Here is a 24,417-nt window from a genome sequence, read left to right on the forward strand (position 1 = left end):
GAGGCGCGCTTGGCATGCGGGATGACGTCGGCAGACCTGGCCCGGAAAATGGGTGTCGACCGGAGCATTGTCACCAGATTCGAATCGGGCGAAACGAATCCGACAATGGCCACGATCAACCGGTACGCCAAGGCAGTCGGTGTCATGATTCGCTACCAAATCGATCGCGTCGTCGTATCGGAGGATGATCGGCTTGTCGAGGAGTTTGCGGCCAGACTGCACCGAGATACCGGGCCGATTGGATTCGGACCTTCCTCCTTCATGGTGATCAGTGAGCACGTGCTGACATCGATTGCTGATCTCGCGAAAGAGGTTCATGTCGTTGCCGGTATTACCGATATTGCCGATGTCAGAATCCCCATCAAGACATCGCGCCACAGCTGGGAACTGGCTCCTCGATGAAGATCGTTTCAGCGATCCTTACAGGTCAAGCAACAATACCGACAGGTTCAGGCATTGCGAATCTGCTCGATGCTGGCATTAGCTGGATCGAGCGCGCTTCCTACCCTGCCGAACTGGGGCTTAAGCTCATCCTATTTGTGGAGCCAGAGTCCGCCGAGCTTGGACGGCAGGCCACTCTCGACATCGCGGTTCGCGCGTATAACGATGAGACGGACCCCATTCTATCTGTCACTGGTACATTCGATGCCGAGCTGAACCCGACACATGTAGGTGAAGACACATTCGGCGTGTTGATCCCAGTAGGCATCGATCTGGCTTCAGTGCCAATCCCCCAAGAAGGTCGTTACATTGTCGAGCTCGGCTTCGACGGCCAGCCCGAATCAGTTGTGAAATTCCGGGCACGGCTATTCGACACCAGCAATTCAACGACCGCGACAAAAGGTGATTGAAAACGTTTTGCGCTGGCCGCTCCACCGTTCCGCGATCCCAATAGCAGGCATCTAACATGCGAGGCGAATGAAGCCTTAAGTCTTCATCTCGCGGCCCGGACCCTCTCGGGCCGATGACTGAAAGGGCATCGGCTGGGAGCGCCTACCGGTTGGTTTGAACGACAGACACCTCGCACATCAACAACGCAAACATGCGGTGACGTCGAGGGAGTTCCAGCTCTGTGGGGGTGTCCAATCGAAGGTTGCGTCCGAGATGCCAGCACGCTCGGTCCGAATTCGTCAGATGGTTTGACTCGCGAGGCGTCCCGACGGGGCAGACTGCGGAAAAACCGTGAGGGAGGACGACCCATGTGTGGAGGGGCTGACCACGGTCAAGGTGAGTGAATGACCCGCCTTGTTCGTAAGCGCGACGAGCAGGCCGGTGACGGTGCGTACCGGCACATCGTCGGCAGCGGTCACAATCTGCCCCTCGCGCAACCCCGCCCGTGCAGCAGGTCCTCCGGCCGAGACGTCGGCGACCTCGAGGCCCGGCGTGCTCCCCGCCGCTGGCTGGACCTGTATCCCGATAAAGCCTTCGATCGGTGCGGACGGTTGTGCAGCGTGCGGGTCGGCCAACGAACCCAAGGTCACCTCGACGGCGCTGTCCTGGCCGCTTCTGCTGATGCGGAGCGTGACGGAGTCCCCAGGGTGGTGAGATCCGACTCCGTCGAACGCGTAGATGGGTTTGCCGACAGGCACGGCGGCGCCCTTCACCCCGAGAATCAAATCGCCCGGCTGTAGCACGGCGGACGCGGGTGATCCGGGGATCGTGCTCACCACGACTCCACTGCCGGTGGGCCCATCTCCCTCAGAAGGTTGGCCCAGCCACACTCCGAGCCATGGTCGATCATCACTGAGATCGATGATGAGACCCGCGTCGCCTCGTACTCCGATGGTTCGGGTGTACTTCCGCAGCGGACAGCACGCCGGAGCCCAGGGCGGAAAGTAGTCGCTGGTAACGGTGAGTGTCTGGGGACCGGCATCCGCGCCGTCCACCTGCACAGTTGCGTTCATGTCTTGGTTGCTGCGGTAGGCCAGTTGCGCTGCGCCGTCGCTGAGAGAGACGATCCCGGTCAGGGTCAGCGGATGATTCGCGGTGGTGTCGACACCGGTGATCAGCAGGTACGCCGGTTTGTCTTGATCGGCACGAAACCCCTTAACGGTCACCGAAGTCACACGATTGGTTTGAGGAAGCAGCGGCACGGCGTCAAGGGATCCGGCCGCAGTCATCGTGTTCGCAGCATCGAACGTGACGTTCCACCGTTCAGCGATCGCATCGTAGGACAGGATCTGAACGTCCTGCGTCCCACCATCGACGGGCCTGCCGGCATCAAGGCCTGGACCAGCAGAGACGATAATCCGATCAGGTGTGGGGCCACCGCCCAAGTCGAGAGCGCTCGTCGTCACGACCCGGTAGTTCGGGTGGAGGACCGACGAATAGTCCGGCTCGGACGCAGGTGACGACAGCACGGACGGTTGTGCCGTCGTGGCCGAGCCGTCGGACGCCGAGACCGAGCAGGCTGTCATGGACAGCGCGAGGCCCACGATGGTTGCGAGTACCCACAATTTCACCACCGCATCATCCACCGTCGGCCCATGTTCGCGCAGCGCAGGGGGCGGAAACGGCGCTTTGCGTCGTTGCTCACCACATACGCGACGGCGCCGGGCCGCGACGGCGCGCAGGTAGGGGTCGTAGTCGTCGGTGGACGCGAGGTCGGATCGATCCGGCATCCCGCGATGCCGCCGCGGGGGGCCACCCGGGTGATGCGGTCGCGGACCCCACCGACCGGGACGTCGGAGTAGTGCGGGTGTTCCTGCGGAGGCGATGGACCGGCTCGGCGGGGATACCCGCGGTCCAGGGCAGGCGGACCGCGGCGGAACCCGGCCGGAACGTGAGCAGGCACAACCAATCCCCCGGTGTCCTCGAATAGAGGACGTCCGGCCGGGGTCTGTGATGGCGCGACTGCGGTGGTCGGAAGGTCATCTGCTCGGCGCCTCGAAGCCGCGACGATCGTCGAAGGCCGCCCGCTGCCGTACCTGCAACTTTTCCCGGTAGTCGATCACGTCGCCGCTCTTCCGCCGGGTGCAGGTGCCGATCTTGTGTGCTCGAAGCTCGCCGGCCGGATCAGTTTCAACAGCGTCGGGCGGGAGATGTCGGGCATGCCCGCCGGCGGCAGGTGGCTCGTTCTGCCCCGACAAACCGTTGCGGCCACCACCTAATGAAGGCTGTGCCTTCACTCCACTTCGTTGGCGTTCGATCTCGCGCGGGTATGCCTCGCATATGCTCCTGCGGGACAAGGAGGTCGAGCCGCCGGCTTGACTGTCGTGTCGATGGTCACGGGAAAGGGGACAGTGCGATGGTCGTGCACGCGAGAAGTTCGGCGTTGGGGTCGGTGAACCTTGCGGGGTACATCGTTGCGTGGCTCGCGAGCGTGGTGGTCATCGTCGGGAGTGTCGCGCCGTGGTTCACCGCAGCAGCCTTCTTCTCTGTGCCAGGGACGCAGTCTGTCGGGAAGTACACGTTGGCTTTGGGTGGAATCGCTGCTGTGGTGTTGCTGATCAAGGCTGCCACCCCGAGTCGCTGGCCGCTGGTCGCGGCCGCCGTGATTGGCATCGTTTGCCTCCTCACCGCCGTGGTTGCCCTGATCAAAGCATCCAGTCTCATTCCCGCCGAAGATCAACAGAACGGAATTGTCTCGATCGGGTGGGGACTGTGGATGACCCTCGTCGGCACCGTTCTCCTCGTTGTTGGGTGCATCGTCGCCGAGATCGTTGCCTCCGGAGCCATACTCGGAACAGACGTCGAGCCTTCACAGTCCGCGGTCGACGATGTGCCGATCGACTGGACTGATCGCGCGACGACGCCATTCTTTATCGTCGCGATCGCGTTCGGCGGCCTGGTCGCGATCGCCGTGTGGCTCGATCTGCTCTTCGGGGTGACGTTGCTGCCCTGAACTGGGGAATCACATCGAAGACGCTGAGTACGGAGATCTCCTCCGGGAGGCCGTCCTCCTCCTCCCGAATCGACAGCAACCGGACCGAACCTCCAGTCTGCTACCGGGCCTCCTGTCAGCTACCCGGACCGGACTTCCACCGGCACGCGACAACGAACTTACGAACACGACACGATCGACGACCTCGAACTCACAGCCGCTCCTCTCGGGTCCTGCTGGACGCACCCCACCTCGGATACAGCCGGGGACGTTTGCGGGCGATCAACTTCGTCGCTTCGTCCAGCCCAACCCCCGCAGGCCACGCAGCGTCGTTTCCAGGTCCCAGGCAGGCCACCCAGCGGCGAGCAGCTCCGGTTCATCGAACCAGTCCCGATCCGGGCCCACCGCCCTCAGAAGGGCATTCAGCGGTGATCGGGATCAGCCCCGGTACGGGTCGCCTGGTCGCCAGCTCGTTCACGAAGACCGCCCGCTGCAGACAGTGGCGGCAAGGTCACCTACGTGCACCCGGATCTGATCAGATAGCGCGCAGTCCTGAGGGCTGGGATCGCCATTCGTCCCAGTGCAGCTGGACCCAGGCCTTCTGCTTCTTGCTGAGCGTGATCCCCACCATGTTTCCGTGAATATCACCGTACGACGGATACTTCCGGATCTCGTCCGTGATGTCGATGGTGCCGGCACTGTCGATCGCGATGAGACCGTGGTCGAAGAGCCGGTGGAGATCGCGGCGGAGCAGGAGTCCGCCTTCGCTGTCATGGACTCCGACGTCCGCATAGCTGTACAAGTGGCAAGCTTCCAACGTCTCCGCTGGTGATGGTCCGGTGAAGGCACAATTCAATCCGTAACGCCGGATGAGTTCCGCGCGAAAGGCGGGTTGCCCGAGCCGAACTCGGACAGGGCGGGTTGAGTGACCTCCGCCCGAGAGCTGTCTGCTGGTGGCTTCGACGATCGTGAGCGGCTGTCCCGGTGCGGCCGCCTCGACCGCTGCCCGGAAGTCATCCCAGCGGAGTTCGCGGATACTGTTCTGCGAGTAGTTCTTCACGCACAGTGCACGCAGTTGTGGGGCGTCGAGTACGCCGGCGAGGTCGACCCATCCCTGGTCGTGCGTCGTCCGAAATGTCTTGACGTTTGACTCGGTGAATGTCGGCTCGTCGAACTCGGTTCCACAGTCATAGCAGCGGTACCGCGGCTGCAGTCTCTTACGTTCCAGGTAGTTCGTGGTTCCGCACTCTCTGCATCGACCGATTGCCTTGGTCTTCTCACCCTCGGCGATCATTTCGATCACCGAGGCGCCGATGAGGTCGTTCTGGTCCCAGACGACGATGGCGTCTCCGGGCGAGACTTGGCGTGAGTTCGCCACATTGCTGTCCCAGCTGTAGTGGCTGGCGGCGTCGTCGTCGTACTTCTCCCCGCCGCCAAGTCGGCGGTACTCGGTTTTGGTCATCACCAGCCAGGCGCGGCGCTGCGCGGGTGCACCCTGCGGTGCCTTCGTGAGGGTGAATCCAAGGGATTCGAGCGCTCTGACCACTGTGTTCTGTCCGCCGGAGAATTCCGCTGCGGTCAACACGCGGCCGACGGCGTAGGCGTGGGCGACGCCTGCGATCGCTTTCGAGTCGTACTCGCGTCCGTCGTATAGGACCCGGTAGAACCGGGCTGGTGCGAAGCCGTACTTGGCAAGAAACTGGTCCTGCCCGAGTTCATCGCACTCCGTGATGGCGTTGAGCACCGATTCACGGGTGATGTCAGCGAGGGTCACCGCGAAACAATAGCGGGGTGGGACGGCATAGAGGTGGCTCGGCCCCGCGGCACCGGTCAAAACACGCACCGAAGATTCCGGATTGCGTGGGCAATACAGATTCTCATCGCAGCCGTGCGCGCCGTCGGCGGGAAGATCCGGCGCCAATGCTCAATGTGACCGCGGCGAGCACCTCAGGGGGCGGCTGCTGCGACCGCCGCAGAACGAAAATGTGTCGCCCAGGCGCATGGTCGTGAGGTGCCGATCCCGTCCTGCCCCATCCGCGGGAGGTATCTCACCGAGGAAGCCACGCCAGCCGCTACATCCCCGCCGTTGTCGTTCGGTAGGCCTTCGCCGCAGCGATACCATCGTCGTAGTCGCTGACGTACTCACCTGCCGCTCGGTCATACAGAAAGCCGACCGCTGCTGGATCGTGGGCCATGAACACGACGTCGGGCCGTCCGTTGTTGTAGCGGCGGTAGGTGTCGTAGTCCCAGCCGTGGGGCGCGTAGTCGTCGTTCCATGCCAGTCGGGCGACGGGAACGAATCCTGCGTCGGCATAGATGTTCGGCAGAACCGTGTCGAAGCAGTCGAGGCGTCGTCCTCCGAGGACGGTGGCCTGACGCAGCATCGAGGAAGCGGCGTTGGGATGCGCGCCGTCGTTGTGGGAGAACACCGAGACGACTTCATCGTCCTTCAGAGCGACGCCAGCTTTTCCATCCTCGGTGACCAGCATCCGCATTTCGGCGTATTCACTCTCGTCATAGACGTAGACCGAGGATGCGTAGCGGTTGTTGCTCGTCAGTTCCAGCATTTGCGTGCGGTACAGATCCGCATCCGACGACGGCAGCTCGTACAGCGTCGGGCTCGATAGCCCACGCGCGGCGAAGTCGGCTCGCTCGGTGTCGGGCCGGCTGTATGCCGCGAGCGGGTCGACGCGGCGGCCACCAATCAGAAGCCGAGGGTTTCGGCTTCCTCGATCTTCTCGTCCGTCCAGACCTGCTCGATCGCCTTGCGCTGCTCCGGCGGCAGATCGGGCGTCCACCGGTACTTCCGCCAGAACGCCTCCCTGCGCTCCTGCGTCATCAGCTCGTGATTCATTGCTGTCAGCTCCTTCGGTTCGAACATTGTCCCCAGTGTTTCGGGCGCGGCTCAGTGCTTCGATTTGGTTCGCACGCAGTCTGTCACCTGCGGTCAAGCGGCGCTCGAGGTCGCTTCGTGCGGGCCCGGCTTCGCTATCGATCGCCGACCGCAGTTCTTGTTGGCCACCGGGTGTGGCGTCGTAGAGGGCTTGGATTTCGGCGTGGGTGGATTCAGCCTTGGTGAGCCGTTGTTGGAGGTGGACGGCGTGGGGTTGGGCGTCGAGGTCGCGGCGGGCTTCGGTCAGCCGCGCAGCGGCGCGGGTGAGGCGGTTGCGCATGTGCGGGGTGCAGCGTGGTCCGGGCTTGGGTTTACACATCGGCGCCGACCTCGGTTGCGGTGTCGATGAGTGCGGCAAAGTATTCGCCGAGTTGTGCGACCGAGTGGTTTCCAACGGAACCGTTCTCGGGCAGGTAGGTGTCGCGGCGCAGCTCGATCATCACGGCGGATACGCGTTCGTCGTGGCCGTAACGGTCGAGTGGCACGTAACACCCTGTGTAGGGGGTGTTTTCAGCGATCTCTCCGAGGGGCCGGAAGGCCCGGAGGGTTGCGCTCGTCAACCAGTCCGGTGTGTGAAGGGGATCCGTGCCGATGCACAGGGCTGGTCGTGCCGTTGCTGGGTTCTCGAATCCGGAGGGTCGTTTGGGGTAGGAGTGCACATCGATGATCACCGCTCGTCCGCATGCGGCGATGCGATCGGTGACGAGTTCGGCGACAGCGCGGGCGTACGGACGGAAGTACTCGTCGAGGAGTGCCTCGGTGTCGGTGAATGGTTCGCTCCTAAGCCGCCTTCCATCGCATGCGCGGGTGTAGACGGCACCGCGGCCAAAGACTGTGGCCGGTTCGGCTGCGTCGGGGAACCGTTCGGGGTCGACGACCAGTCGGGACAAGGTGTTCTTCACGATCCACGGATGGGTGCGGGCGTGGTCGGCGCCGAGTGTGGCGATCAGGTCGGTGTCGGTATCGGTGGCCTCGCCCAGTTCAGCGTCGAGTGCCGCGTCGTCGATCAGCAGCTGTGCGCGGACTTGCGGGGGAATCGTGCGGGAGGCGTGCGGTACGTGCAGGATCACCGGCGATGACGGGTGACCTCGCAAAATCGAGAAGCTGTCCATGCGTTCCTTTCGTGAGATCGGCTGGCGGCCAACCTTGGCGGCAGTTCTGAGAGTCTCTGGTGGGTTGGCGAACCGTGGCCAGTGATCGAGCGCTCCGCCCGGACTACGTCCCCGTTCGGTCGGGTTCGTTGGCGGCAGCAAGCACTCCCGCCGGACTGGGGACTCAGGTGAAGACATCGACGTACCAGCGCCCGTCGACCTTTTGGGTGGTCACTGTCTGGGTGCCGCGTTTTACCGGCTGGGCGGGCTGCATCACGGACAGATCGACGAGGTAAACCCCGTCGGACAGTGCGACGGCGCGCAGGCAATAGTTGGTGCCGACCGGGACCGCGTCGATGACCTTCTGCAGCTCGGGACCTGGCAGCACCGATGAGCTCGGTGTTGCGAGCGCTCGGGCGGATTCACCGTCGCGCAGGCTGTAGTACGCGTGGTTGAACGCTGCGATCACACCCGCGCCGCTCTTCTGGTCACCACGGTCGGCCCGGCACTCCCCGTCCGACGCGGATGTCTGTTCGACCTGTTCGGGGTCGGGCAGGCCCCGGATGGGCAACCCGTTCTCGTCAGCCGCTGCGGTGGCACTGGTTGTGGCCGCGGTAGACGCGGTTTCACTGTCTCCGCTGCGCAGCTGACTGACGGCTACCCCGCCGGCCACGGCGACGGCGGCCACCGCTGCGACGGCGGCCACCGTCTTCGTTCCCGGCCCGCGGCCGCCGCGTGGGGACGGTAGAGGCGACCGGGGTGGGGGCGGTGGTGCGACCGGGCCGCCGCGCGCCGTGGTGCGGGCGCCCGGCGGGTGGTCGGCGGTGGGTGTGGTGCCGAGAAGGTCGATCACGGCGGGATGCCGCGGCGTCGATCGGCCGAGGGTCGGCTTCTTCATGGTGTGCACCCGCCTTCGTGGTGTCAGTTCGCGGCCGGAATGCCGCCGCCGATGGCGCCCGACAACAGGTTTCCGGCCAGGCCGGGCGTGGCGTCGGTGAAGAACGAGTTCAGGGCGCCATCGACCTGCTCGATGATCTGCTCGCCGCCGGGCTGGGCAGCGACGAAATCGCGGGCCTGCTGGTCGATCGCGGGCGCAGCTTCGACCGTGTCCTGTACGGCGTCGGCGGCCGCCTGCCCCACGGGGCCGGAGTTCTCCCAGTCGGTGAGCACGGTCTCGGTCTGGGCGGTCACAGCTTCGGAGTCGATGTCCGGTACCTCGATCTCGCGCGGTTCACCCTTGTCGCCGGCAGCGATCGGGGTCACCGCCGCGACCGCGACCGCGCCGCCGACGACGCCGCCGAGCGCTGCCGCGGGAAGCCCGAATGCCGCGGCCCCGGCCGCAGCACCGGCGCCGGTCGCGATGGCCCCGACCGGTGCCCAGCCGATGCCGGGGACGAACGCGTTGCCCGCGGTAGCGCCCACGAGTCCTGCGACGGTGCCGACAGCGGCCCCGCCGGCGATGGCGGCAGGAACACCGGCGGCAGCAGCACCGGTGACCACTCCCAGCGCGCCGGCGCCGACCTGTGCGGCGGCGATTCGGTCGGCCCGGTTCGTTTCCACGCCGATCGACCGCCAACCGGTCGAGACCCCGGCCTGGACCACGGACAGGGTGTTGTTGGTGCGGTCCCGGTCACCGTCGCTGATCCAGTTCGGCTGCTTGATGTGTAGCTCACCCAGACGAAGGGTGTCTCGGGGCGCGATGAAAGGTTTCGTCGGCTCCACCGGGGTCGGCAGGTGCAGCTGGTCGAGCTGCACCGGCGCGAGGTTGTAGTTCTCCGGCTCGACATAGGCATTGGTGTTGTAGTCGTAGTTCGGGAGCGGCTGGTACTCGATGTTCTGGTATTCGGCGGGCGGATCGACCCAGTACACCGGTTCCGCCGGGGTCTGCGGCACGAATGCGGTCTCGGGCTCGGGTGCCGGTGTCGGGGCGGTGGTTCCGCTCTGGGTGTCTGCGCCGGTGACACCTTCCTGGGTCTCGCCGCCCGTGACACCGCCCTGGATCGGGTCGGCGAATGCGGACGGGGACAGAGCGATTCCGGAGGCCAGGGCAGCGGTGATCACCGCGAGCGCGGTGGCGGCCTGGGTGGCGCTGCGGCGGCGGTGCCGGGCGCGGCGGGCAGCGCGGTTGCCGGTGTTGATGTCGTTGCTCATCGAGCATCGCCTTTCATCTGGGTTCGCCCCTCGTGGGAGGGGCCGGATCTTCATGGAATGGGAAGGATCGGAGGTAGGACGGTCACGCCCGAGCGGGCTGGCCGGGCCAGCGCATCAGCCCACGGCGCCCGCCATCAGGTCGACAACGGTGGCCGCGAGCACGGTCAACGCGTCCTGCGTCTCCCGCCGCAACTGGCTCAGTGCAATGCGCTCGCCGGAGGCGAACAACGGCTCGAACGGCATCCGGCACACCCTCAGCGCGGGGAGCGCGTTGACAACCTCGATCTCGACCATCGGAACGTCCCCGGGGCCGGCGGTGATGACAACGACGGTGCGGGCGAGAACGTCGGGCCGGACTGCTGCGATCGTGGCGAGGGTGCGCTGGGCGGCCGCGGCGGCGTCGCGGCGCAGCGGAACCGGGAGTATCACCGCGTGCGCGGCCGTGATCGCCCAGCGCCAACTCCCGGCATGGCTGGAATTTCCGGTGTCAGCGACCAGGACGTCGCGGTGCCGGCCGAGGATCGCCCCGAGCGCTGCGGCGTCGTCGTAGCTCAGGGGCGAGTCGGCCCCGTCCCGCTCGGCGATGATGTCGGAGCCGGACGGCTGACGCGTCAGGTAGCGGGCAAGCGTGGACGGCCGGACGTCGGTGGCCGCCGGGTCGATGCCGGCCAGCAGGCCGACCATGTCCTTGCCCGCGGCTGGAGGAACGGCCACGCGATCAGCGAAGCTGCCGCCGATTTCGCCGAGGTCCATGCACGTGACGGTGGCGGGGCCTCGGTGCTCGGCCATTGTCTCGGCCAGGCTGATCGACATCGGGGTCTTGCCGACGCCGCCCTTGAGGTTGGCGAAGGTGATCACTGCGTCCTCGGGGAGCGGGCGGGTGATCGTTGTCTGCGAATCGCGCAGTCGCCTCTCGAGGGAGTCCGGTTTCGGTGCGAGCTCGAGTCCGAGCATGGCGTTGAGTCGGCCCCGCACCCCGAGCCGAGCAGGGTCGCTCGCCGCGGGGTTCGCGCGCGGCGCAGACAGCTGCGGCAATTCGTCCAGCAGGCCCTCGATCGGGCCTGTGCCCGGCTCGGCCGACCGCTGCCCCACCGGGGAAGGTGTAGTGGCAGCGGCGGGTTGCGGGCCCACCCCGTAGGCGATCTGTTCGGTCGCCACGACCACCGGCCCGCCCGGCAATGCGGTGGCCTCCGCCACCACCGGTTCGGGTGCGGCCTCGGTGACGGTTGGCAGGGGCATGCTCGGGGCGCGTTCCTCGGTGTTCCCGTCCGGGCCGACGGTCAGGAACCGAGTGTCCTTTGCCGTCCGGTAGACGACCTCGACGTCAGCGCCGTGGGTCTGCGCCATGTTGTGTAGGAACTCGTGCACAACAGTGGAGAGGGTTTTGCTCTCGTTCGCCTCCAGATTCATCGGAGGCACGTCGGCGTCCGCCAGGGTGGCGCGGGCGGTGGTTGTGGAGGTGATCTCGACATCAACGGTCGGCGGCGTCATCGTCAGCTGCCCCCGAAGGCACTGGCGCCGGACAGTGCCGTGTCCATGTCGTCGACGACGGCCTCGGCCGTTTCCAGCTCGGCGAGGGCCTTGTCGCGGGCGCTTCCCTCGGGCAGCGGTTCGATGACGACGCGGCGCTTGGCCGAGGCGTCCCGGATCTCTGCGAGCCGGTCGCGGGTCAGCTCCTGCTCCTCGCTGAGCTTGGCCAGCCATGCGGGGACCGAGTTCTTGAAGTAGTCCCGCAGCGATTTGATGACGGGGTCGTTCGCGCCCTTGGCGACGAACGGTCCGCGCAGCGCGGCCACGTCCTCGGTAGTGGGGGTGATCGACTGGGAGATACGGCGGCTCATGGGTGTTCCCTTCGGTGGTGGTGTTGGTGGAGCTGAGGTCAGTCGCCCCGGGAGGCGTTGTCGAGGAAATTCGGGAGTTCTCGCGAGTACCAGGTCATCGGCGTAAAGGTTGTTTCTGCCGGGGCTTGCTCAGGGGTTCGGATCTGCATGGCGGTGGGCCGACCGTCGTCGCCGAGCGCGATGCCGCGTCCCTTGACTGAGGTGTCGACCTCACGGCCGACGGTCGAGTCGCCCCACATCAGTACCGAAGTTGTCGCGCGCGTTACCCGACGCACCACCGAACAGGCTGGCGTCGGGGCGCTGCACACCGAGAAGCAGCCGGATACCGGCTGAACGGGCGAGAACGGCGAGGTCGGCCCACGCACCGAGCGGGTCGAGTTCTTTGAGCTGCGCCCGGGTCTCGTCGTCACCGGTCTTGGCCAGGCGCTGCCACTTACCGGAAAGGATGAAGAACTCGTCGACCGCGACCATGAGCGGCTGAAGGTCTGTCGGTTGTGCCCGGTTCTCCTGAACCCATGCCAGCCGCGCGTGCATCTCGCGGTGCAGTGCTCGGATCAGCTCGGCGGCGCGCAGTGCATCGCCGATGATCGTGACGCAGTTCGGTTCGGTTTCGAGGCCGTCGAATTCGATCGCCTTCGGGTCGATGCCGACGAAGGGAATGCCGCGGCGGGCGGCCTCGGTCAGCAGGACACGGATCACCGACGTCTTGCCGCCCCCGGTCGGGCCGACGATCAGGCAGTGCGGCCAGGCTGCGTGGGAGGAGATATTCCAGGACAAGGTTTCGCCGTTGGCGGCCGTCGCGTATGGCAGATGCATGTCGGTCCTCTCGGGCGGGTACGCGGCGGTCATGCAGGCGCTCCTACGAGGTCGGGTTCGGGGAGGACGACGACGCCGGTGGCGTCGAAGGTGATGCGGGTCTTCACACGTCCGGTACCGACGGTCAGGACGGTCTCGACGACATCGCCCTTGACGCCGCGGCGGACGTCGACCGAGTCGACCGTGACGGGGACGAGTTCGCCGTTGTCGTCGTCGACGAGGACGGTCTGGCCGGCCTCGACCGCGGAGGCCGGAATGACGTCCGAGAAGTCGTCGTCGCCGGTGGGCGCGGCGTCCACAGTCGGCAACGAGACGGACGGGCCGTCGTCGGTGGCGGCGGTCGCGCCGATGACGATCGGCTCGGGAGCACGGCCGTGCCTGCGTGCCCGCTTGGCCAGGGCGCGCTCGGATTCGATGAACGAGGCCAGCTCCTGCGAGTAGCAGGTGAACTGCGGGGCCTCGGCGGGCATGAGGCCGTCGATGATCGCCTTCTCACTCTCGGCGAGCTGGCTCCACTTGTTGCGGTGGCGGTCGACGTTGGGGGTCCACCACATCTGCGCGTCGACGGGGTTGCCGTCGTCGCCGAGGGCGATGCCGCGTCCCTTGACTGAGGTGTCGACCTCGCGGCCCACGGTCGAGTCGCCCCACATCATCAGCGCGCCGTCCTGCGACAGGTTGCCGAGGCTGATGCGGGTACCGAAGTTGTCGCGCGCGTTGCCGGAGGCGCCACCGAACAGACTGGCGTCGGGGCGCTGCACCCCGAGCAGCAGCCGGATACCGGCCGAACGGGCAAGGACGGCGAGGTCGGCCCACGCCCCGAGCGGGTCGAGTTCTTTGAGCTGTTCGCGGGTCTCGTCGTCGCCGGTCTTGGCCAGGCGCTGCCACTTGCCGGAGAGGATGAAGAACTCGTCGAGGACCGCGATCATCAGCGGCAGCTGCGAGCCCTCGATCTTCATCTGGTGGATGTAGGCGTTGCGGGCCATCATCTCGGTGTGCAGTGCGCGCACGAACATCGCTGCGCGCAGTGCGTCGTAGATGATCGCGCCGCAGCCCGGGTATCCCTCCAGGCCGTCGAGTTCGATCATCTTCGGATCGACGCCGACGAACGGAACTCCGCGGCGGGCGGCCTCGGTCAGCAGGGTACGGATCACCGACGTCTTGCCGCCCCCGGTCGGGCCCACGATCAGGCAATGCGGCTTGTTCGAGCTCGTTGAGACGTCCCAGTACATGATTCGGTCCGCGGCACCGGTCGCATACGGCAGGTGCCGCAGGTTCTCGTCGACCAATTCGAGCGGGTGGTCGACACGCGAGGGCATCGCGGTGACCAGACGCATCACCAGGTAGCCCTTGTCGGGGTACCAGTCGGTGGTCCAGTTGCGGCCGGACTCGTGCTGCCCCGCCAGGGAGGCGAGGGCTTCTTCGACCTTGAGCTGGAAGCCTTTGGCGCCTGCGTTCATCGACTTCTCGAACGCGATCCGGTAGCCGGTCTCGACGCCGGCCTCGTCGACAGTCTCTACAGTGACCTTCGGGTCCTTGAAGATCGAGGCGTCGTCGAGCGCGCCCTGGAGGACCTTCTGGCGGTCGGAGCGGGTGTCCGGGGTGATGGTCTTACGGGCGATGATGATGCGGTCGTGGTGGGCCTCGTGGCGGACCTTGACCTCCCACTTGTCACTGCCGGGGAACGCGGCCGCGATCGCGCGGGAGACCTCCTCGAACTGCTTGGGCCGAATGACGGTGCCGCGGCGCAATGTGATCGTCGCGCGTCGGATCACACGCCACCCGGGCGGGAACGAGACGACGATCTTCTTCGGCAGGTGGCCGGTGCCCTGCCGGACCACCGATTCGAGCATCTGCGACCACTTGTGCGTGCGGTGGCGCAGGACGTCGACGATGACGAGCAGGACAGCGGCGGCGACGAGCAGCACCCGGTAGCCGTGCAGCTTCGTCAGTACCTCGACGACCGTCTCGTTGCCGGCGGCCGCCGACATCAGGCGCGGGGAGTACACAGCAACACCCGCGGCGGCGACGGCGATCGGCGAGAGCGGGGAAAAACGGCGGATGCGGGTCGGCTGGCCGTCCTCCCTGACCTGGTTGCCGCGACCGCCGCCGGAATCGCCGAAGAGGTCGCGCCACGCCGCGACCAACCAGTCCTTGAGTGGGTCGTGATTTCCGCTCACCGCCTGCGCCTTTCGATCGTTTCGATCCTGAACGCCGTCCGGGGAGGCGTCTTTGAGCACAGTGACAGAAACCCGCAATTTTCCTCAACGGGGTGTCCCCCTCAAGCGGCGCACCCCGGCGGTGCGGCGAACACCGCTCTCGCGCACGATCTCCAGGCCGGATTGCCGAACCCTCAACATGTTCGACTCGCGCCCTTGACGGGTGCTCCGATCACTGCTGCGTGAGCGGTGGTTGCATCGGTGTGTCGACCGCTGCGCCGGGGGCACTCTGTCGACCACTGTTCGGCACGCTCGTTCGAGCGCTTCACCGAGTGCTCCACGGGGCAGTGTGAGGCGCGGGATTCAGCGCTCGTGCGAGTGCTCTTTCCAGTGCTTTTTCGAGTGCTTCGCCACGCGCCTCTGCGAGCGGGTGTGCCCGATCGACCGAGTGGTGTTGTGAGCGCCGCGGAAGGCGTGGACATGCATGGCGGTGAGTGCTCGCCGCGGCACTGGTTCGAGCACTGCGCATAGCGTTCCACATGGGCGTTCCGAATAACGTTGGCGCTGAGCGCAATTCTGGATTACACTCCCCCCCAAGGAACGCCGGGGGGGAGTGGCCCCCGGAGGGGGTGGGCCTGGGAGGCACTTTTTTCGAGCGCTCGAATCCACCGCCGAAATCCGGCGCCGTTTTCATCGCGTATCTGAGCGCTGTCTCCACGCACCGGCGCACTGGGTGCTCGAGCCGCTCGCTGCGGACCTGCCGCGACAGCCCGTCTCGGGCGAGGCCTCCGACGCCGTCTGCACCACGTACACGCACCGCCCGACCTCGCGCTTGTCGAGCCCGTGTGTGTACCCATAGCCTCGACGCTCCATCGCACGCCTATACGCGAGCCTCCAACCCCTGCGCCCCGTAGGATCCTGATCACCGCGGGCGACACACGCCGCCCCCATCGTTCGAATCACCGCGGGGAATCCCCTCACGCGCAGCCGGATTGCCGGCTGCCCATCGAGGTCGCGCGGGCCGCCGCGCCGCCGCTGCGCGCCCATCGCTGGAAACGACATTCCCGATGCCGCACCGCCCCCGTTCACCTGCACCAATGACCCGATCCCGGCGCGGACACCCCGTTGAGATGAAAAGCGAAATCGACTTACGGTCGTGCGCATCCACATTCAGATGCACCTACCGAACTCAGCGATGGAGAGTGCTCGTGCTCATGTCCCTCACGTCCGCAGTCATCGAACTGGCGACCACCCCACCCGGAAGCGTCGACGTACTCGCCCAGAACACCGAAGTCACCACTGACAGCCTGCGCGCGTGGATCGGCGACAACATCATCTTCACGATCCTCGCCCTGATCGCGTGCGTCGTCCTCCTCGGCGGCCTGCGCGGCAACCTGTCGAAGGTCTTCACCGTCGGCGGTCTGTCGCTCGTCGGTATCGCGTTCTTTTCCCTCGCGAGCAGTGAGAGCGCCGCGACCGGAATCGGCAACTGGATTCTCGGCCTGTTCGGCATCCGAGTGGTCTGACCTGCCCTGCCCGATCACCAATCGACGATCGAAGGGAGCCGACTGTGATCGACAACGACGACCTGCTGCACCGAGTGGATCAGCACTACCTCGGCCCGACCGGGTTCACCCTGCCGGTCCGGATTCGGTACGCGGCGCTCGGACTCGGGGCCGCATTCATGGTCACCGTCTTCGTCCTCGCCCGCGCCGTCGTGCACGTGCCGCTGGGGTTCAAGTCCCTCGTCGTGATGGTGGTCATCACCGTCGTACTCACCGCGCGGGTGACGAAGTTCGTCAACGCCGACCGCCCGGTCCGGTCGGTGATCCGGGCCGCCTGGAACGACCTGAACGCACCGCGCCCACCGAAGGCCGGCCAGACCGTCGTGCTCCGCATTCCCGCCATTTCCCGCGCCGCCGGCAGCGCGCATGCCATCACGCCGATCGAAGGTGAGTACTCCCGATGACTTTGCAGCCCGACAACGAGATCGCCGCACTGTTCGATCCGAACTTCGACGAGCCCGAGCCGGCCATCGTTCCGCCCGGCGCGTTGCCACCGTCGTGGGCGGCGGCGATGGCGGCGAACCGAGCGGCCGCCACACCGGCCCCGGCCCAGGAATTGGCTTGGTCACAGGCTCCGAACAGCAACATCGCAGCCCCCACACCGGCCGTGGCCTCCTCCCCCGCACCTGACGCGGAGCCAGAACCCACCGCGAAAGGCACGCGGCGCGGAAAGAAGCGCCGCAGCCGCGCCGACCCGGAGGCGGAGTTCACCAGGCAGGCCGCGGCGGCGAAAAAGCGCGCCGACCGCGAACGCAAGGCGGTGCGGCTCGCGCTGGTCGGGGTGGAGGGCAACGTCACCCGCACGCGCCGGCAGTCGACGGCGTGGTTCGTGCAGCCGCCCCGGCCGTGGAACATGCGTCCGGTCGGCAAGCAGCGCCGCTACATCCAGAACGAGGGGTTGGTCGTGGCGAACCTCGCCGAGGCCGGTGTGACGGGGCTGCACCGGCGGCTGGTGCGCACACCGTGGCCGGTGCGGCAGTGGGCGCAGGCGCATGACGGGTGGGCCGATCCGATCCCAGACGTGCCGGGTGCGTTGTCGTGGGCGGATTACTTACGCGGGCAACAGCACGCGATGCTGTGGGGCAACCCGACCCAGAAGGGCCGCTACTGGGGCGTGGAGCTGCCGCCGCGCTCGGTGCTCGCAAAGGGGCTCGACACGGTCGGGCAGTGGCTGGTTCCTGTCGTCGACTGGCCACTGCTGGGCAAGTTCGCTCAGCTGTGCCGCAAGTGGGCGCGCGATGCGTTCCTCGGCGAGCAGAAGGCGATCGCCGACCATCTCGCCACGATCGAGCGGCACCTGTCCGGGCAGGGCGTGAACGCCACACCCGCGACCGCAGCGCAGATGGACTACCTGATGCTGCGCTCGGCGGCACTCGGGCTGCCGCTCGATGCGGACGGTGTGATCTCCGGCGGCGGCGACTGGGAAGAATCCGACGTCGCCGCGCTCGAAGACCTCACCACCCTCGAGCTGACCCCCGGCGACGGCTACACCACGGTGCGCGGGCAGGTCGGCGGCCGGGACTACACCGGCTACGCGATCGTCCTGACGGTCGGGCGCATGGCGCCGCTGCCGATCCCCGAGAAGATGCTGCCGTGGCAGGTGATCGGCGATCCGTCAGGCGAACCCCTCGAATGGTCCGAGCGGATCTCGCTCAAGACCAAGGGGCAGACGCTGCGCAGCCTGCGCCGGTTGACGTCGAAGATCGAGGCCCAGTTCGACCATTACACCGTCGAACACGACCAGGTCCCGCCGCAGGAACTGGCCGAACAGCACGCACTAGCCCAACGGGTGATCTCCGACATCGAGGAGGACCACTCGGGCCTGTCGGTACGCACCGAGGGCTGGTACCGCGTCCTCGTCGTCGGTTCGTCGCCGGAGGAGGCCAAGGAGAAGGTCGCGCTGCTGCAGGAGATGTACGCGCCGCGGATTCGCCTGGAACAGGAGCACGGCCAGTACCAGTTGCTGCGCGAGTTCATCCCGGGTGAGCCGCTGGCGAACATCGCGCACTGCCGGCGGATGAACGTCGAGGCGCTGTCGGCTGGCATGGCCGCGGTCGGTGACCGGATCGGTGACCGCACCGGCGTCGTGGTCGGGCAGACCGCATCGATCGCTCCGCGGCCCGCGGTATGGGATCTGTTCGCCGCGCACGAGAAGAAGCACAAGTCCGGTCTGACGCCGATCGTCGCGGTGCCCGGCTCGGGTAAGACATTCCTCGCGGGTTTGCTTGTCTACCAGGCGGTGCGTGCGGGTGCCTATGGTGTGGTGCTCGACCCGTCGGGGCCGCTGAAGAAGCTTGCGCAGCTGCCCGAGTTCCGGGGTATCGCCGAAGTGCAGGCGCTGACCGGTCGCACCTCTCGTCCGGGTTCACTCAACCCCTACCGTGTGATCGTCGACCCCCGCCGCGACGACCCGGAGTACGACCCGTCCAATCCCGACTACGCCGACGACGCCGATCCGGTCGCCGCGGCGCAGTCGCAGTACGAGGCGGATCTGCGAGCCGCGGAGGCGGAGCGGATCTCGGTGGCGGTGTCGGTGCTGAAGATGATGCTCACGCCGTCGCGTCTCGAACATCAATGGACCGAGACGGTTCTACAGACCGCGGCGAACATGGTCGGCGGCGACCGCCGCCACAACCTGAGCGAAGTCCTCTCCGCCATCGCCACGATCGGCGAAGGCAGGGACGAGACCAACGTCGACCTGATTTCCTGCGCACGGTCCATCCACCAGGACCTGGCGATGATGTCCCAGCTCTCCGAGGCTCGCGTGCTCTTCCCGGAGGAGGGAACCATCGGCGACGGCGAGGACGTCGACCGCAACGTGCGCCTGACGGTCCTGACGATGCCGGGCCTGCAACTGCCCCCGGAGGGCACCGACCCGGCGCAGTGGACCCCGCAGCAGCGGATGGCCGGCCCGCTGATGCATATGGCGGCGTGGATGGCGAACCGGCTCGTCTACGAGCTGCCGCGTTACGAACGCAAGGTGCTCTTTCTCGACGAGAACAGGTACCTCGAGCAGACCGGCGCTGGACGCACCCTGAACCTGCGGATCGCCCGCGACAGCCGCAAGTACAAGGTTCGCGCGCTGGTGTGCTCGCAGCTGCCCGACGACTACCTCGGCGTCGACGGCACCGACGACAAGTCCGCGCTGACGTACGAGGTGATTATCGGTGACCTCGGCGGCAACGCCCACGCGATCGAGGGCGCGCTCAAGCTGCTGAACCTTCCGCTCGGCGAGGGCTACGAGTCACTACTGGCCGGCCTCGGCGGCGGCGGGGAGGACACCCTCGACGAGGACACCGACACCGAGCACCTGGACCAGGCCCGCCGGTTCATCGTGAAGATGGCCGACGACATCGAGCTGATCCGTTCGGACTGGACGCACTACGTGCACCTGGCGCACGTGTTCGACGCCCTGGACTCGCGAGCAACCCGCGCGGCGATCGGGGGTGCGACATGAGCCCGCTGCGGCCCAGAGCCGCACGGATCGGCCATTCCCCTTCCCCGCGCCGTTTCGGGTGGCGTACGGGGCTCGTAGGGCGTGTTCTGGTGGTGCTGATGCTGGCCGCGGTGTCGCTGATCGGACTCGGTGGCGCTGTCGCGGCGGCCGGCGGGTTCGACTGCCAGGACGTCCCGCCGCCGGAGTTCCCGAACGAAGTTATCGAGACCACCTTCGACTCGACCAGCGCCGACCGGCCGACCACCGGCGGCACCGGCTATCAGACCTACGGGTGGGCCGGGCTCAAGTGGCACACCTATGACCTCGGCTGCGGCGCGGACCTGGTCAAGGCACCGGGTGCGGTCGGCGACACTACCCTCGGCAACACGTTCTTGACCATCGGCAAATCGATGGCGGCCGCCGCGTTCTGGCTCGACGACCAGACCAAGACCGGCCAGGACGCCACGGAGGCCGGGGTGACTCCCGCGCTGGAGCGGTTCGACCAGATCGTCTTCTCGATCACCGAGGGCATGCGGGGCCTCTACGGGCAGTGGGTCGGCATCGGCCTGGTCGTCGTGGCCTCGATGATCCTGTGGAAAGCCCTGAAAGCCGACACAGCCGGAGTCACGAAGACCTCGGCGATCGCCGCCGCTGGGCTCGCGCTCGGGGCGTTGATGGTCGGGGCCCCGCAGAAGGCGCTCCAGGTGGCCGACGAGACGTTCGGGGCGCTGATCACCGAGACGCAGGACCAGATTTTCGCGGTGCAGTTCGGCGACGACGGAGGCACGCTCGCCGGCGGCAGCACCGACCCTCGAAACGTGCTGATCGACAAGGTCTTCCTCGACGACTGGCGCAAGGGCTGGTTCGGCCAAAACTACGACCCAGAGGACAAGGACCAACTCGGTCCGAAGCTGCGGGATGCGCTGGCGTTCAGCTATGACCAGCAGAACACGGTGAAGGACGATCCGAAGGCACAGGCGCAGCTCGCCGAGGAGAAGGCCGACCAGTTCCGCGACATCGTCTCCAAGCTGGAGACCGACTACCAGCTCTCCTACTACCAGTTCCAGGGCAAGGACTCCGGCCGCACCTCCACCGGCTTCATGGGCATGACCAAGCTGGCCATGCCATCGCTGCTGTGGATCGGCGCATCCCTGCTGAAGCTGACCGCACTGCTGGCGATCCGGTTCGCGATCCTGTTCGCCCCGATCTGGATTCCGGTCGCGATCGCCTACGGCGGGTGGCTGGCCCGGGTGATGCGTATGCTCGCCTCGGCCTACATGTGGGGCGTCGCCGGCTCGGTAATCGTCGCGCTCTACCTGATGGCGCTGGTCCAGCTCTACGTCAACTCGAACGGGGCCGTCGACGGTTCCTGGCGACTGTGGTTCATGGTGCTGCTGACCGTCGTGTGCTGGGCGATCATGCGGCCGTTCAAACGGATGAGCCAGACCTTCACACAGAACAGCGCGAGCATGGTCAACCGCAAGGCCCGAAGCGCCAAGAAGTCCATCAAACGCAAGGCATTCGACGCTGCGAGCTTCGCGGTCGGCGGGCCCGCGCAGGCGATCACGGAAAAGGCCGCCGAGCGCTTCGCCCGCCGTGGACGCGACGGACAGGAGGACGACGGGGCGACCACGGTCACTCGGCCCGAGGGTCGCGCGCTGGGCAATCGCCGCCAGCAGGCGCTCACGCAGTCACGGGCAGATGCCCGGAAAGCGCAGGGGCTCGGCCGGTCCGCACGCCTGGGCCAGGCGTCCGACGCCGCGATCGAGCGCGATGCACGTATCGCCGGGATCGCTGCCGTGGCCAGCCGCGACATCGGCCGCGGCAAGGGCGGGGTCGACGGCAAGGACGCCGATCGCGCGGTCAGGTCCGGTGCCGCGGCGTGGAAAAGGTTCGACCAGGACGAGGCCGACAACCTCGTCCAGGAACGCCGGGCCCGCAAGGAACTGCTGACCGCCAGCGTCGGGCAGCGGTGGGACGGCGGTGACCGCTCGGCCATCGCGCCGATGAAGGTCTACACCCCCACCAGCGGCCAGCGAGCGGCACATCACGCCACCGCGTCCACGCCGCACCGATCACCGGCGAAGGCGCCGCCGAACGCGAAGGTGTGGAACGCCGCCGCCCCGGCCCGCACGACACCTGAGGACCGGTACATCTGATGTCGTCATCCGGACCTCACCCTGTCCTCGCACCGATTCGCCGATGGGTGCTCTACTCCCGCACCCACCTGGCGATCACGGTGGCCGGCACAGTGGCGTTGCTGTTCGCCGCCGGCGCGGCCTTCGGAGAGAACCCTCCGCCGCGGGCAGTCACCCACCAGGCCGAAACCACCATCGAATCAGTCACGCCCGCGGAGACGATCAGCTACGACCTCGACGAAGTGAGCGAGTCCCTGGTCGCCGCCAAGACCGCAACCTGGGCCGCATCCAGCGCGCCTGCCACCGCAATGGCCTACGCGCATGCCTTCGTCGACACTACGCCGTCGGATGCGATGTGGGCCAGCACCATCGGCCGCCACACCGCCGACAAGCCGGGAGAGCACGTCGTAGCGGCCCGGCCGCGGACCCCGGTGGTCATCACCGGCCCCACGGTCAGCACGCTCACCGACGGGCCCGACGGCGAGCGGACCGCGCGGGTGACCGTTCCGACGCAGGCCGGGGACCTGCGGATCACGCTCACCGTCGACGAGGTCAACGGTGGGAAGCGGTGGGTGGTAGGCACTCCCCTACCGACCCTCGACCTCTCCGAGGTCGAGACGAGGGCCCGGGCGACCACCACTGCGACACCACTCACATCGACGACACCGACCACCACCGCGGCCGAAACGACACCGCCGCAGCCGACATCGACGTCGAGCCTGTCAACGACGCCGCAGCCGATGTTCGATCTCGACGAACCGGCAACCGCCCCGAGCCAAGGCAACGACCCGACACCGATTCCCGGTCCGATCCCGATCCCGGAACTCGACACCCCAATCCCCGGAGGAAGGTGAACATCGGCGGCGCCCAGCGGGCGCTGCTGCTCACCGGTGCCATCGGCATCATCATCGGGACATCGGCGTGTTCACTGGGCGCACCAGTCATCCCGAGAGATCCGTGCCGGACCGTCACCTCCGACAGCGCCAACAGCGCGGGGTCGATCGCCGAGGATCTGACGCTGACCGTGTCCGGACCAATTCGCCTGCCGGTCGAACCTGGGACCACCACGTTCACCTCCGGATTCGGTGAGCGCTGGGGAGCCCAGCACCAAGGAGTGGACCTTGCCGGGCCGGTCGGCACGAAGATCCTCGCCGCGCTCGACGGCAACGTCGTCAAAGCCGGGGACTCCGGCGAAGGGCCCGGGGTCGGGTTCGAGAACTGGGTGGTCATCGACTCGAACGTCGACGGCAAGCCCGTGAGCACGGTCTACGGCCACATGTTCGCCGATGGAATTCACATCAAACCAGGCCAGCAGGTCAAGGCCGGCGACCACATCGCCGACATCGGCAACGCCGGCGGATCGACGGGCCCGCACCTGCACTTCGAGTACTGGCAGGGCGGCCGGCTGCAGGGCGGAACGGCCCTCGACCCCCTCACCGTCCTACCCGACATCGCCGAACAGAACGGCACCAGTGGAGGCGACCCCGACACCGCCAGCAACAGTCCCATCCAACTCGTGGCCGCATCCCGGTCGACGGCTGACTGCTCTGGCTTCGGCATGGCCGGCGGCGGCGAGCTGGCATTCGGGATCGTGCCGGCCGAGTTCGAGCCGTGGCTACGCCGCGCCGGCAGTGTCTGCCCGGAGATCGACCCTCCGTTGCTCGCCGCACAGCTCCAGCAGGAGAACGGATTCCGGCACGGCCCCCATGCCCCGGTATCGGACACCGGAGCGCTGGGACCGGCACAGTTCATGCCCGGCACCTGGGCAACTTGGGGTAAGGACTACGACGGCGACGGGAAGGCCGACCCGAACTCCATCGGTGACGCGGTGATGTCGCAGGCGCATTTCATGTGCGCCCTGTACCAGGACGTTTCCGGCTACATCGCCAGCGGCCAGGCCAAGGGCGACCCCATCGAGCTGACGCTTGCGGCCTACAACGCCGGTGCCGGCGCCGTGCAGAAGTTCGGCGGTATCCCGCCCTTCGCCCAGACCGAGAATTACGTGCCCAAGATCCTGCAGGCCCGTGCAGGGTTCACCAATCCCAATGCCCGCGGCCGATTCATCCCCAACGCATCCGGTGACAGCAGCCAAGTAGTCACGGCCGCTCGCGAATACCTTGGTACCCGGTATGTGTGGGGTGGCGGCGGAACCGGCGGACCCTCCGGCGGTGGGTTCGACTGCTCAGGTCTGACCTCGTACGCGGTGCACGCGGCCAGCGCAGGCAAGGTCTCCCTCCCGCGCACCTCGGAGCAGCAGTGGGGTGTCGGCATCGAGATCCCGATCGACCAGGCGAGGCCCGGCGACCTCGTCTTCGGCAGCTGGGGGCCGAACGGGCCTGGACACGTGGGTGTCTATTCCGGCAACGGCCAGATGGTCCACGCCCCCACGCCGGGCGATGTCGTCAAGGAAGCTCCACTCCAGCCAGGGCTTAAGGCCCGCCGCGTGATGTAGGGGGCGTGCCATCTCCGCAGGTGTGGGTTCTCACACTACTTTTCGCCCTTCTCAC

20 protein-coding genes and 1 pseudogene are annotated in these 24,417 nt (G+C 66.9%); 10 read left to right on the forward strand and 11 right to left on the reverse strand.

Features of this window, described 5'->3' with window-relative positions; genetic code table 11:
* Both CJ179_RS10560 and CJ179_RS50545 read left to right on the forward strand, forming a co-directional pair.
* On the forward strand, window positions 1–402 hold a 402-nt coding region (locus tag CJ179_RS10560), incomplete at its 5' end, for a helix-turn-helix transcriptional regulator (protein ID WP_143548885.1).
* The gene (locus CJ179_RS50545; RefSeq protein ID WP_143548886.1) at window positions 399–851 is read left to right on the forward strand and encodes a hypothetical protein; all 453 of its coding nucleotides are present in this window, start codon (window positions 399–401) and stop codon (window positions 849–851) included. The genes CJ179_RS10560 and CJ179_RS50545, both read left to right, overlap by 4 nt.
* A gap of 279 nt (window positions 852–1,130) precedes the next feature.
* On the opposite strand, the gene CJ179_RS10565 is transcribed toward CJ179_RS50545, so the two are convergent.
* Window positions 1,131–2,477, reverse strand: a complete 1,347-nt coding sequence (locus CJ179_RS10565; protein WP_179377559.1) for a PDZ domain-containing protein — start codon at window positions 2,475–2,477, stop codon at window positions 1,131–1,133.
* A gap of 9 nt (window positions 2,478–2,486) precedes the next feature.
* Between CJ179_RS10565 and CJ179_RS52145 the strand changes: the two genes are divergently transcribed.
* Complete coding sequence (locus CJ179_RS52145) at window positions 2,487–2,693, forward strand: hypothetical protein (RefSeq protein ID WP_218834805.1); 207 nt, start codon at window positions 2,487–2,489, stop codon at window positions 2,691–2,693.
* A 177-nt stretch (window positions 2,694–2,870) separates the two neighbouring features.
* Here CJ179_RS52145 and CJ179_RS50550 read toward each other — a convergent pair whose 3' ends face one another.
* Window positions 2,871–3,128, reverse strand: coding sequence for a hypothetical protein (locus CJ179_RS50550; RefSeq protein WP_143548887.1), 258 nt, complete (start codon window positions 3,126–3,128; stop codon window positions 2,871–2,873).
* 194 nt (window positions 3,129–3,322) lie between these two features.
* On the opposite strand from CJ179_RS50550, the gene CJ179_RS10575 reads away from it, so the two are divergent.
* Window positions 3,323–3,844 carry a hypothetical protein gene (locus CJ179_RS10575; protein WP_143548888.1) on the forward strand — a complete coding sequence of 174 codons (522 nt, stop codon included), beginning with the start codon at window positions 3,323–3,325 and terminating at the stop codon, window positions 3,842–3,844.
* A gap of 514 nt (window positions 3,845–4,358) precedes the next feature.
* Here CJ179_RS10575 and CJ179_RS10585 read toward each other — a convergent pair.
* The 9 genes and pseudogenes from CJ179_RS10585 to CJ179_RS10625 all read right to left on the reverse strand — a co-directional run bounded on the left by CJ179_RS10585 (window position 4,359) and on the right by CJ179_RS10625 (window position 14,792).
* The gene (locus CJ179_RS10585; RefSeq protein ID WP_095861454.1) at window positions 4,359–5,597 is read right to left on the reverse strand and encodes an HNH endonuclease; all 1,239 of its coding nucleotides are present in this window, start codon (window positions 5,595–5,597) and stop codon (window positions 4,359–4,361) included.
* A gap of 298 nt (window positions 5,598–5,895) precedes the next feature.
* Window positions 5,896–6,996, reverse strand: coding sequence for a hypothetical protein (locus CJ179_RS52660; RefSeq protein WP_257015410.1), 1,101 nt, complete (start codon window positions 6,994–6,996; stop codon window positions 5,896–5,898).
* Window positions 6,997–7,027: 31 nt separating this feature from the next.
* Complete coding sequence (locus CJ179_RS10595) at window positions 7,028–7,828, reverse strand: N-formylglutamate amidohydrolase (protein WP_095861456.1); 801 nt, start codon at window positions 7,826–7,828, stop codon at window positions 7,028–7,030.
* Window positions 7,829–7,991: 163 nt separating this feature from the next.
* Window positions 7,992–8,705, reverse strand: a complete 714-nt coding sequence (locus CJ179_RS10600) for a hypothetical protein (RefSeq protein ID WP_257015412.1) — start codon at window positions 8,703–8,705, stop codon at window positions 7,992–7,994.
* Window positions 8,706–8,728: 23 nt separating this feature from the next.
* Complete coding sequence (locus tag CJ179_RS10605; protein WP_095861458.1) at window positions 8,729–9,958, reverse strand: insoluble domain protein; 1,230 nt, start codon at window positions 9,956–9,958, stop codon at window positions 8,729–8,731.
* 114 nt (window positions 9,959–10,072) lie between these two features.
* On the reverse strand, window positions 10,073–11,449 hold the full coding sequence (locus CJ179_RS10610) for a ParA family protein (protein WP_095861459.1): 1,377 nt from the start codon (window positions 11,447–11,449) through the stop codon (window positions 10,073–10,075).
* 2 nt (window positions 11,450–11,451) lie between these two features.
* Window positions 11,452–11,799, reverse strand: a complete 348-nt coding sequence (locus CJ179_RS10615) for a hypothetical protein (RefSeq protein ID WP_095861460.1) — start codon at window positions 11,797–11,799, stop codon at window positions 11,452–11,454.
* Window positions 11,800–11,855: 56 nt separating this feature from the next.
* A pseudogene (locus CJ179_RS10620) lies at window positions 11,856–12,612 on the reverse strand (type IV secretory system conjugative DNA transfer family protein); the annotation flags it as partial.
* 32 nt (window positions 12,613–12,644) lie between these two features.
* A complete protein-coding gene (locus CJ179_RS10625) occupies window positions 12,645–14,792 on the reverse strand; it encodes a type IV secretory system conjugative DNA transfer family protein (protein ID WP_095861685.1) in 2,148 nt (715 codons plus the stop codon).
* A 1,193-nt stretch (window positions 14,793–15,985) separates the two neighbouring features.
* On the opposite strand from CJ179_RS10625, the gene CJ179_RS10630 reads away from it, so the two are divergent.
* Genes CJ179_RS10630 through CJ179_RS10655 form a run of 6 tightly spaced genes read left to right on the forward strand, consistent with a single transcriptional unit; the run spans window position 15,986 to window position 24,362 of the window.
* The gene (locus tag CJ179_RS10630; RefSeq protein WP_095861686.1) at window positions 15,986–16,297 is read left to right on the forward strand and encodes a hypothetical protein; all 312 of its coding nucleotides are present in this window, start codon (window positions 15,986–15,988) and stop codon (window positions 16,295–16,297) included.
* Window positions 16,298–16,341: 44 nt separating this feature from the next.
* Window positions 16,342–16,740 (forward strand): hypothetical protein, encoded by a 399-nt coding sequence (locus CJ179_RS10635; protein ID WP_095861461.1) that lies wholly within the window; start codon window positions 16,342–16,344, stop codon window positions 16,738–16,740.
* A complete protein-coding gene (locus CJ179_RS10640; protein WP_095861462.1) occupies window positions 16,737–19,793 on the forward strand; it encodes an ATP-binding protein in 3,057 nt (1,018 codons plus the stop codon). Before CJ179_RS10635 ends, CJ179_RS10640 begins: the two co-directional genes overlap by 4 nt.
* Window positions 19,790–21,931: a hypothetical protein gene (locus CJ179_RS10645; protein ID WP_095861463.1), complete on the forward strand. Its 2,142-nt coding sequence runs from the start codon at window positions 19,790–19,792 to the stop codon at window positions 21,929–21,931. Before CJ179_RS10640 ends, CJ179_RS10645 begins: the two co-directional genes overlap by 4 nt.
* Window positions 21,931–22,764 (forward strand): hypothetical protein, encoded by an 834-nt coding sequence (locus CJ179_RS10650; RefSeq protein ID WP_095861464.1) that lies wholly within the window; start codon window positions 21,931–21,933, stop codon window positions 22,762–22,764. The genes CJ179_RS10645 and CJ179_RS10650 overlap by 1 nt, the downstream gene beginning before the upstream one ends.
* Window positions 22,761–24,362 carry a peptidoglycan DD-metalloendopeptidase family protein gene (locus tag CJ179_RS10655; protein ID WP_095861465.1) on the forward strand — a complete coding sequence of 534 codons (1,602 nt, stop codon included), beginning with the start codon at window positions 22,761–22,763 and terminating at the stop codon, window positions 24,360–24,362. Before CJ179_RS10650 ends, CJ179_RS10655 begins: the two co-directional genes overlap by 4 nt.
* Window positions 24,363–24,417: the final 55 nt, after the last annotated feature.

It is taken from the genome of Rhodococcus sp. ACS1, from assembly GCF_002300155.1.
Classification (GTDB): Bacteria; Actinomycetota; Actinomycetes; order Mycobacteriales; family Mycobacteriaceae; genus Rhodococcus_F; species Rhodococcus_F koreensis.

Bases quoted from the DNA above. Each gene is read 5' to 3' on its own strand.
- CJ179_RS50545 (WP_143548886.1), top strand. From the start codon at position 399: ATGAAGATCGTTTCAGCGATCCTTACAGGTCAAGCAACAATACCGACA.
- CJ179_RS52145 (WP_218834805.1), top strand. From the start codon at position 2,487: ATGTTCGCGCAGCGCAGGGGGCGGAAACGGCGCTTTGCGTCGTTGCTC.
- CJ179_RS52660 (WP_257015410.1), bottom strand. From the start codon at position 6,996: ATGCGCAACCGCCTCACCCGCGCCGCTGCGCGGCTGACCGAAGCCCGC.
- CJ179_RS10595 (WP_095861456.1), bottom strand. From the start codon at position 7,828: ATGGACAGCTTCTCGATTTTGCGAGGTCACCCGTCATCGCCGGTGATC.
- CJ179_RS10600 (WP_257015412.1), bottom strand. From the start codon at position 8,705: ATGAAGAAGCCGACCCTCGGCCGATCGACGCCGCGGCATCCCGCCGTG.
- CJ179_RS10605 (WP_095861458.1), bottom strand. From the start codon at position 9,958: ATGAGCAACGACATCAACACCGGCAACCGCGCTGCCCGCCGCGCCCGG.
- CJ179_RS10610 (WP_095861459.1), bottom strand. From the start codon at position 11,449: ATGACGCCGCCGACCGTTGATGTCGAGATCACCTCCACAACCACCGCC.
- CJ179_RS10615 (WP_095861460.1), bottom strand. From the start codon at position 11,799: ATGAGCCGCCGTATCTCCCAGTCGATCACCCCCACTACCGAGGACGTG.
- CJ179_RS10630 (WP_095861686.1), top strand. From the start codon at position 15,986: ATGTCCCTCACGTCCGCAGTCATCGAACTGGCGACCACCCCACCCGGA.
- CJ179_RS10640 (WP_095861462.1), top strand. From the start codon at position 16,737: ATGACTTTGCAGCCCGACAACGAGATCGCCGCACTGTTCGATCCGAAC.
- CJ179_RS10645 (WP_095861463.1), top strand. From the start codon at position 19,790: ATGAGCCCGCTGCGGCCCAGAGCCGCACGGATCGGCCATTCCCCTTCC.
- CJ179_RS10650 (WP_095861464.1), top strand. From the start codon at position 21,931: ATGTCGTCATCCGGACCTCACCCTGTCCTCGCACCGATTCGCCGATGG.